Annotated in this window: 6 protein-coding genes; 3 read left to right on the plus strand and 3 right to left on the minus strand. The window is 69.7% G+C overall.

Features of this window, described 5'->3' with window-relative positions:
* Positions 1–19 precede the first annotated feature (19 nt).
* Positions 20–2,242, minus strand: coding sequence for an MMPL family transporter (locus GT042_RS34715; RefSeq protein WP_161312658.1), 2,223 nt, complete (start codon positions 2,240–2,242; stop codon positions 20–22).
* Between the two features lie 162 nt (positions 2,243–2,404).
* Between GT042_RS34715 and GT042_RS34720 the strand changes: the two genes are divergently transcribed.
* Positions 2,405–3,142: a TetR/AcrR family transcriptional regulator gene (locus tag GT042_RS34720; protein ID WP_161312659.1), complete on the plus strand. Its 738-nt coding sequence runs from the start codon at positions 2,405–2,407 to the stop codon at positions 3,140–3,142.
* 94 nt (positions 3,143–3,236) lie between these two features.
* Here GT042_RS34720 and GT042_RS34725 read toward each other — a convergent pair whose 3' ends face one another.
* Entirely contained in the window at positions 3,237–5,141 is a 1,905-nt protein-coding gene (locus GT042_RS34725) for a phosphoenolpyruvate carboxykinase (GTP) (protein ID WP_345944032.1), read from the minus strand.
* 258 nt (positions 5,142–5,399) lie between these two features.
* On the opposite strand from GT042_RS34725, the gene GT042_RS34730 reads away from it, so the two are divergent.
* Positions 5,400–6,116: a hemolysin III family protein gene (locus GT042_RS34730; RefSeq protein ID WP_161312660.1), complete on the plus strand. Its 717-nt coding sequence runs from the start codon at positions 5,400–5,402 to the stop codon at positions 6,114–6,116.
* A gap of 91 nt (positions 6,117–6,207) precedes the next feature.
* Complete coding sequence (locus tag GT042_RS34735) at positions 6,208–6,846, plus strand: TetR family transcriptional regulator (RefSeq protein WP_237531492.1); 639 nt, start codon at positions 6,208–6,210, stop codon at positions 6,844–6,846.
* A 41-nt stretch (positions 6,847–6,887) separates the two neighbouring features.
* Here GT042_RS34735 and GT042_RS34740 read toward each other — a convergent pair.
* A partial coding sequence (locus GT042_RS34740) for an aldehyde dehydrogenase family protein (RefSeq protein WP_161312662.1) occupies positions 6,888–7,732 on the minus strand: 845 nt, incomplete at its 5' end.

Raw genomic sequence — 7,732 nt, forward strand, 5'->3', positions numbered from 1 at the left:
GAGGGGGGCCGTAGTACGGCTAGTTCTTCGCGTACACCGGATCCGTCGCGGGCTGCGGCGCGGTTTCTGGAGCCGCTTCGCTGAGGCCGAAGCGGTTGTGGAACTTACGGAGGAAGCCCGGGGCGTACCAGGCCGAGCCGCCCAGGAGGCGCATCGCCGCCGGGACCAGGATTCCTCGTACCGCCACCGCGTCGATCAGGATCGCCAGGCCGCTGCCCAGGCCGAACATCTGCATGAAGCTGAGCTTCGCCGTGCCGAAGGCGAAGAAGCTCACCGCGAGCAGGCAGGCCGCCGCCGTGACGATGCGGCCCGTGTGGCCGAGGCCGTGGGTGACGGCGGACTCGTTGTCCTCGCCCCGGTCGTGGAGTTCCTTGATACGGCTCGTCACGAACACTTCGTAGTCCATCGACAGGCCGAATGCGATGCAGAACATCAGCACGGTCATCGACACCTCCATGGGCTGCGCGGTGAAGCCGAGCACGGAGGACAGATGCCCGTCCTGGAAGATCCAGGTCATCACACCGAGGGTCGCGCCCAGGCTCAGCATGTTGAGGACCAGTGCGCGCAGTGGCTGGATGATGCTGCCTGTGAACAGGAAGAGGAGCAGGAAGGTCGTGACCGCGACCAGTGCCACGGCGAGCGGGAGACGATCCGCTATGGATGCCTTCGAGTCGACCAGTTCGGCGTCAACTCCGCCCACCAGGGGGTGAGTTCCCGCCGGAGGGGCGACCGCTCGTACCTTCCCGACCAAGTTCTGCGCCTCGTCCGACTTCGGGGTCAGGGTGCTGACCACGTTGAGTTGCTGGGCGTCGGGACGGCCCAGGGCCGCCGCGGCGGGGCCCGTTGACGTGGGTCGGCCGTCTGCGTACATCCCCGCGCTCGTCTCTACGCGGATCACGCCCTGGAGCGTGGACAGTTCGGTCGCGTACGACGCCAACGGGGCCCGTTCCAGCGGCTTGTCGACGACTACCCGCAGCGCCGCGTCGTCGTTGCCGTTGAACTTTTCCCTCAGCACCGACGACACTTGGCGGCTCTGCGCCGCCTCCGGCAGCACCCGTTCGTCCGGCGTTCCGAAGGTGATGCCGAGCAGCGGGCTCGCGGCCAGCAGCAGGACGGCGAGCACCGGCAGCGCGGTGAGTGCGGGCCGCCGCATGACCGTGCCGGCCAGCCGGCCCCACAGAGGTGCCCGACCGTCGTCGGAGCGCTGCGCGTTCACCCAGGGCAGGCGACCGCTGTTGACCCGGTGGCCCAGGACGACGAACAGGGCCGGCATGACAAACAGCGTGCTGAGTGCGGCGATGACCACCACGCCGATCCCGGCGTAGCCGAACGAGCGCAGGAAGTACTGCGGGAACACCAGGAGCGCCGCCAGCGCCGCCGCCACGGTGGCGGCGGAGAAGGCGACCGTACGGCCCGCTGTGCTCACCGTCCGCCGTACCGCGTCGTCCACACTCGCCCCCGTCGCAAGCTGCTCCCGGAAGCGGCTGATCATCAACAGGGCGTAGTCGATGCCGAGTCCGAGGCCCAGCGCCGTGGTCAGGTTGACCGCGAAGACCGACACATCGGTGACACTCCCGAGCACGAACAGCTCCGCGAACGTACCCGCGATGGCGATGAGTCCGATCACCAGCGGCAGCAGCGCCGCGACCGCGCTGCCGAAGACGAGCAGCAGCAGGATGAGTGTGAGCGGTACGGCGATGGCCTCGGCCAGGAGCAGATCCTTGCCCGACTGCGTACCCATCTCGCTGGTCACGGCCGCAGCGCCACCCGCCTGGATCGTGAGCGTGTCCTCGTACGGCCCGTTGTAGGCATCGATCACGGCCTTCGCGTTCTCGTCCCGCTCGATGCCATCACCCACCACGTGGGCAAGGACCACGGCCTCGCGGCCGTCCTCGGAACGGAGGTCAGGACTGGCCGTGTCCCAGTACGAGACCACGTTCTCCAGGTTCTTCTCCTCCTTGAGGTCGGCCACCAGGTCCCCGCCGCTCTTCCGCGCGGCCGGCGCGTCCACACCACCGTCCGGCGTACGGACCAGCAGGACCAGATTCGTCTCCCCGCCGAACTTCTCGTCGATGACCGTCTTCGCTCGGCTGGACGCGGAGGCCGGGTCGTCGTACCCCCCGCCCAGCAACGTGCCGAACGCGCCCGCCCCCAGGGCACCCATGAGGGCCACAGCCACGACAGCGACGACAAGTACCAGCCGGGAACGGCGAATCGCCAGCTCGGCTATGCGTTCGAACACGCTCGATCTCCTTCACCTGTGATGTTCCGTACGGCGAAAACGGCGCGCGGCAGCCCGAGTTGACGAACACGGGGACCGGCGCGGTGTGCGGTGTCGCACTCTCTGTCGCCGTGAGAAACGTTAGTGACGTGTCAGGAGATTTGGCAGTGTTAGATTTTCCTCATGCCCGCACAGAAGCCCCCCATATCCACCGCCCAGCCCTCCCTGCGCGAACGCCGCCGCGCCACCGCCACCCAGGAGATCCTGGACGCCGCCGAGCGCCACATCACCGAACACGGCCCCGCGGCGCTCTCGCTGCGGGCGGTCGCGCGCAGCCTCGGCATGACCGTGCAGGCGCTCTACCACTACTTCCCGAGCCGGGACGCGCTCGTCACCGCGCTGGTCACCAAGGGGTACGACGACCTCGCCGACGCCGTACAGACCGCCGTAGACACCGCGCCGGCCCACTCCCCCGTACTGCGCCTGGTGATAGCAGCCGAGGGCTACCGCCGCTGGGCCATCGCCCACCCCGAGCGCTTCCAACTCCTGTACGGAACACCGCTGCGCGACTACACGGCACCCACCGAGGGCCCGACCACCCAGGCAACCCGCCGGATGAGCGCGATCTTCGAACGCGAGATGTTCGGCGCCTACACCGAGGCACAACTGGCCGCGGCCGACGCCCCCACCCTCTCGCCGTCGCTCCACACCTACCTGAACCAACTGCCCCACTACGGCGAAGGCCACCTCCCACCCCCCGCGACCGCGCTCCTGATGAGCGCCTGGGGCCACCTGCACGGCCTGGTCGTCCTGGAGGTCTTCGGCCACACCTCATTCCTGGGCGACCACCAGGCCGAACTCTTCCACCTGGCGATGGAAAACCTGCTCACGGACATCCACCGCCGCATTGCGCACGCCTGACCCCACCGGCCAGAACAACAGGGATCCCCAGGACATGGAAAAGCCCCCGCCGGCCGTCGGGGTCGTGCTGGCCGGGCGGGGGTTCTCGGCAGCGTCAGGCGAGGCGGTTCACCAGGGCGTCGTACTCGTCCCACAGGGCCTTCGGGGTGTGGTCCCCGAAGGTGTTGAGGTGGCGGGGGATGAGGGACGCCTCGTCCCGCCAGATCTCCTTGTCGACCGTGAGGAGGAAGTCCAGCTGGGTGTCGGTGAGTTCGAGGCCCTCCGTGTCCAGGGCCGCCCTCGTCGGCAGGATGCCGATGGGGGTTTCCACGCCCTCCGCCGTGCCCTCAAGGCGTTCCACGATCCACTTCAGTACGCGGCTGTTCTCGCCGAAGCCGGGCCACACGAACTGGCCGTCGTCGTCCTTGCGGAACCAGTTCACGTAGTAGATCTTCGGCAGGGCCGCCGGGTCCCTGCCCTCGGCCACCTCCAGCCAATGGGCCATGTAGTCACCCATGTTGTAGCCGCAGAACGGCAGCATCGCGAAGGGGTCGCGGCGCAGTTCGCCGACCTTGCCCTCGGCCGCCGCCGTCTTCTCCGACGCCACGTTCGCGCCCAGGAAGACGCCGTGCCGCCAGTCGAAGGACTCCGTCACCAGCGGTACGGCGGAGGCGCGCCGGCCGCCGAAGAGGATCGCCGAGATCGGTACGCCCCGGGGGTCCTCCCACTCCGGCGCGATGATCGGGCACTGGCCCGCCGGGACGGTGAAGCGGGCGTTGGGGTGGGCCGCCGGGGTGTCCGACTCCGGTGTCCAGTCCTGGCCCTTCCAGTCCGTGAGGTGCGCGGGCGCCTCCTCCGTCATGCCCTCCCACCAGATGTCACCGTCGTCGGTGAGCGCCACGTTCGTGAAGACGGAGTTGCCCCACAGCGTCTTCATCGCGTTGGCGTTGGTGTGTTCGCCCGTGCCGGGCGCGACGCCGAAGAAGCCGGCCTCGGGGTTGATCGCGTACAGCCTGCCGTCCTCCCCGAACCGCATCCACGCGATGTCGTCGCCGATGGTCTCCACCGTCCACCCGGGGACGGTCGGCTCCAGCATCGCGAGGTTCGTCTTGCCGCACGCGGACGGGAACGCCGCCGCCACGTACTTCGACTCCCCCCGGGGCGGGGTGAGTTTGAGGATCAGCATGTGCTCCGCGAGCCAACCCTCGTCGCGAGCCATGACGGAGGCGATGCGCAGCGCGTAACACTTCTTACCCAGCAGGGCGTTGCCGCCGTAGCCGGAGCCGTACGACCAGATCTCGCGGTCCTCGGGGAAGTGCGAGATGTACTTGGTGGAGTTGGACGGCCACGGCACGTCCGCCTCGCCGGGCGCGAGCGGCGCGCCCAGCGTGTGGACGGCCTTGACGAAGTCGCCGTCCTCGCCCAGCTCCTGGAGTACGGCGCTGCCCATGCGGGTCATCGTGCGCATGGAGACGGCGACGTACGCGGAGTCCGTGATCTCGACGCCCATCGCCGAGAGCGGTGAACCGATCGGGCCCATGCAGAACGGCACGACGTACATCGTCCTGCCCCGCATCGCGCCCCGGAAGACCCCGTCCTCGCCGGTGAAGACGTCCCGCATCTCGGCGGGGGCCTTCCAGTGGTTGGTCGGGCCCGCGTCCTCCTCCTTCTCGGAGCAGATGAACGTACGGTCCTCGACGCGTGCCACGTCGGACGGGTCCGAGGCGGCGTAGTACGAGTTCGGCCGCTTGACGGCGTCGAGCTTGGTGAACGTGCCCTGTGCGACGAGCTCCCCGCACAGGCGCTCGTACTCCGCCTCGGATCCGTCGCACCAGACCACCCGGTCCGGCTGGGTGAGGGCGGCGATCTCGTCGACCCAGCGGTTCAGCTCACGGTGGGGGGACGGGCCGGCGGAGAGGGTGGAGGCGGTGGAGACGGAAGAGACGGAGGCGCTGGGGGCCGTTGTCGGGAAGGTGGAGGTGGTGGTGGAGGTGGAGGGAGCCGCGATGTCGCGCGCCACGATTGCTCCTAAATGAGGGATTTGAGGTTGTCTACCCCATGGGGGCCTCGACCCGGACGACTTCGTAGCCCGCTCATCCGGTGCCGACCACACTCATTTGATCATCCGACGATAGCGCCCATCTGTCCATAGGGCCTCACATGTGAGCATGACCACTGCCGCGTGGCGGCCACCGGCACCCGCGAGCCACCTCCCGGTCACCCACCCGCCCGCTTTGTACTGAAACGTAACCTACGGTGGCGTAGGTAGCATGACCGTATGACTCCCGCCGCACCCGACTCCTTCGCGAACCCCCCACAGCCTGCCGAAGGGGGACCGGTCGAGATCCAGCTGCCGAGCCCGGTCAAGCCCAAGCTGCGCGGCTGGCTGCACGCGGGCATGTTCCCCGCCGTCCTGGTCGCGGGAGTGACCCTGATCGTCCTGACGGACTCGGTACGGGCCCGGGTCGCCTGCGGGATCTACGTCCTGACCGCCTGCCTGCTCTTCGGCGTCAGCGCCATATACCACCGGGGTACGTGGGGGCCGCGCGGCGAAGCCGTCCTGCGCCGGCTCGACCACGCCAACATCTTCCTCATCATCGCGGGCACCTACACCCCGCTGACCATGCTGCTGCTCCCCGACGCGTCGGGCCGCGTCCTGCTCTGGGCCGTCTGGATCGCCGCCCTGGCCGGCATAGCCTTCCGCGTCTTCTGGGTCGGCGCCCCGCGCTGGCTGTACACCCCCTGCTACATCGCGCTCGGCTGGGCCGCCGTCTTCTTCCTGCCCGACTTCATGCGTGCGGGCGGCATCGCCGTCCTCGTCCTCGTGATCGTCGGCGGTGTCCTCTACAGCGCGGGCGGAGTCATCTACGGCCTCAAGCGCCCGAACCCGTCACCGCGCTGGTTCGGCTTCCACGAGGTGTTCCATTCCCTCACCCTGGCCGCGTTCATCGTGCACTTCATCGGGATCTCGCTCGTGGCGTACGAGTACTCCTGATACGAGTAGTACTGATACGAGTAACTGATACGAGTAGTACTGGTCCGGTTGCTGACCGCCTCCTGATCCCCCTGCCCGGACAATGAGCGTCATGGCCGCCCCCTCGCACCACCCGCTCCAGGACCCTCCGCCGCGCCCCGGCCTCCGCGAGCGCAAGAAGCTCAGGACCAGGACCGGCATCCGCCGGGCCACGCACCGGCTCATCGCCGAGCAGGGGTACGAGGCGACCACCGTCGAGCAGATCGCGCGGGCGGCGGAGGTCTCCCCCTCCACGGTCTTCCGCTACTTCCCGGCCAAGGAGGACATCGTCCTCTCCGACGAGTACGACTCCGTCCTGGCGGCCGGGTTGCGCGCGCGGCCCGCCGGGGAGTCGCCCCTCGACGCGCTGCGGTTCACCCTCACCGACGCCCTGCGCACGCTCCTGGCGGAGGACCGCGACGCGCTGGTCCAGCGCACCCGGCTGACGGTGGAGGTCCCCGCGATCCGCGCCCGGACGGCCGAGACCAGGGCGGTGACGGTCCGACTGCTCACCGCCGTGCTGGCCGAGCGCACCGGCCGGGCCCCCGGTGACCTGGAGCTGCGCGTCCTCACGGCGGCGGTCCTGGGCGCTCTCGGCGAGGCGACCCTCTCCTGGGGCGAGCGCGGCTGCCGCGACGATCTGCCCACCCTGATCGAACGTGCGTTCGGCGCGCTGGAGAGCGGTCTACGGCTCCGAGAACGGCAACCGTGACCGTACGTAACACCCCTGACCACACCCTCACCCCCCGCCCCTCACCCGAACCGGGGCGTCAGCCGTACCCTCGCCGTGATCGTCTTGGGCCGCTGGTACTCGTGCAGCGCCAGCGTGCTGAGGTCCGTACCGTGCCCCGACGCGCCCCGGCCCCCGTGCGGCAGCTCCGCCGTCTGGACCAGGTGGCAGTTGAGCCACGCCTCCCCCGCGTTCAGCCGCGCGGCCAGGTCGAGCCCGGCCGCGATGTCCCGCGTCCACACGCTCGCGGCCAGCGCCTGCGGCACCCCGTTCGCCAGGGCGACGGCCGCCTCGACACTCTCCGCCGCCTGTACGGTCAGCAGCGGGCCGAACACCTCTTCCACCACCGCCGGATCGTCGTCGGGCAGCTCGGAGAGCACCCGCGCCGCACGCCAGTAACCGCCCTCCTCCCCTTCCGCCGGGACGAGTTGGCCGGCCGCCGACACCTTCGCCGCCGAGCGGGCGACGATACGGTCGTAACGCGCCGCCTGGTCCGCGTTGTTGAGCGGACCGAAGTCCCGCCCCGCCTCCCGCTCGCGCATCGCCCCGGCCAACTGGGCGACCACCGCTGCGTGGTTCTCGCGCAGGGTGATCACCCGGGCGGGTACGGCGCAGCTCTGACCGGCGTTGTACGTGGTCGCCTCGGCCAGCTCCTTCCAGGTGTCCTCCGGGGCGTCCGGCAGGACAACCACCGGGCTGTTGCCTCCCAGTTCGAGGCTGACGCGCCGCGTGCCGGCCCGCGCCGCGACCTCCGCCCCGGCGACCGCGCTGCCGGTGAAGGCGATCAGGTCCACGTCCGCCGCCACCAGCAGCCGCCCGGTGTCCCGGTCGCCCGGCAGCGTCTGCACCACGCCGTCGCCGAGCGCCT

Origin of the sequence: Streptomyces sp. SID3212, from assembly GCF_009865405.1 — a bacterium.
Taxonomy (GTDB): Bacteria; Actinomycetota; Actinomycetes; order Streptomycetales; family Streptomycetaceae; genus Streptomyces.

Bases quoted from the DNA above. Each gene is read 5' to 3' on its own strand.
- GT042_RS34720 (WP_161312659.1), top strand. From the start codon at position 2,405: ATGCCCGCACAGAAGCCCCCCATATCCACCGCCCAGCCCTCCCTGCGC.
- GT042_RS34730 (WP_161312660.1), top strand. From the start codon at position 5,400: ATGACTCCCGCCGCACCCGACTCCTTCGCGAACCCCCCACAGCCTGCC.
- GT042_RS34735 (WP_237531492.1), top strand. From the start codon at position 6,208: ATGGCCGCCCCCTCGCACCACCCGCTCCAGGACCCTCCGCCGCGCCCC.